This window comes from Kribbella lupini, assembly GCF_039529595.1.
GTDB lineage: Bacteria > Actinomycetota > Actinomycetes > Propionibacteriales > Kribbellaceae > Kribbella > Kribbella lupini.
On record NZ_BAAANC010000008.1, the window covers coordinates 1 to 1,114 of the forward strand.

Consider the following 1,114-nt stretch of genomic DNA (forward strand, 5'->3'; position numbering starts at 1 on the left):
TGTGATGTCCAGGGAGGTTGTCCCGTTGGTTGGTGAGTCGGCGGGTCGTTGAGACAGGTGAAGGCCTCCGGTTGTGAAGTGGAGCTGTCTAAGGAACCGCTTCACGACCAGGAGGCCTTCGTGTCCCACGCTAACGCTGCACTGACCCCGAACGCACGTCTTCGGTTGGCGCGTCTGATCGTCGAGCAGGGCTGGACCTGCGCCGCGGCAGCGAAGATGTTCATGGTTGCGCCGAGAACGGCACGTAAATGGGCCGAGCGGTACCGCGCGGAGGGACCTGGCGCGATGAGCGACCGCAGCTCGCGCCCGCGCTGTTGTCCCACCAAGACACCTCCGCAGATGGTCCGCTCGATTGTGCGGCTGCGGTGGCGCCAGCGGCTCGGGCCGGTCCAGATCGCCGGCCGACTCGGTCTGCCGGCCTCGACCGTGCACGCCGTACTCGTGCGCTGCCGGATCAACCGCCTGTCCCGCATCGACCGGGTCACCGGCGAACCGTTACGCCGCTACGAACACGACCATCCCGGATCCCTGATCCATGTCGATGTCACCAAGTTCGGCAACATCCCCGACGGTGGGGGCCACCGGTTCGTCGGCCGCCAACAAGGTAAACGGCACCGCGAGGCCACCGCCAAACGCACCGGAATCCGCAACCACCGCTACGAACCCCGCCCCGGCACCAGCTTCGTGCACACCGTCATCGATGACCACTCCCGCATCGCCTACGCCGAGATTCACACCGACGAAAAAGCCGCTACCGCGATCGGTGTCCTCCGCCGCGCCGTGGCCTGGTTCGCCGACCACGGCGTCACCGTCGAACGCGTCTTGTCCGACAACGGCGCCGCCTACAAGTCCCATGCCTGGCGCGATGCCTGCACCGAGCTCGCCATCACGCCCAAGAAGACCAGGCCCTACCGGCCCCAGACCAACGGCAAGATCGAGCGATTTCACCGCACCCTGGCCGACGGCTGGGCCTACGCCCGCTTCTACACCACCGAAACCCAACGCCAAACCGCACTGCCCGGCTGGCTGCACTTCTACAATCACCACCGACCCCACAGCGCCATCGGAGGCCAGCCACCCATCACCCGACTGACCAACCTCCCTGGACATCACA

At 66.2% G+C, this 1,114-nt stretch carries 1 protein-coding gene; it reads left to right on the forward strand.

Annotation, left to right across the window (positions count from 1 at the left end; translation table 11 throughout):
* Positions 1–120: 120 nt before the first annotated feature.
* On the forward strand, positions 121–1,114 hold a 994-nt coding region (locus ABD235_RS39875; protein WP_344183878.1), incomplete at its 3' end, for an IS481 family transposase.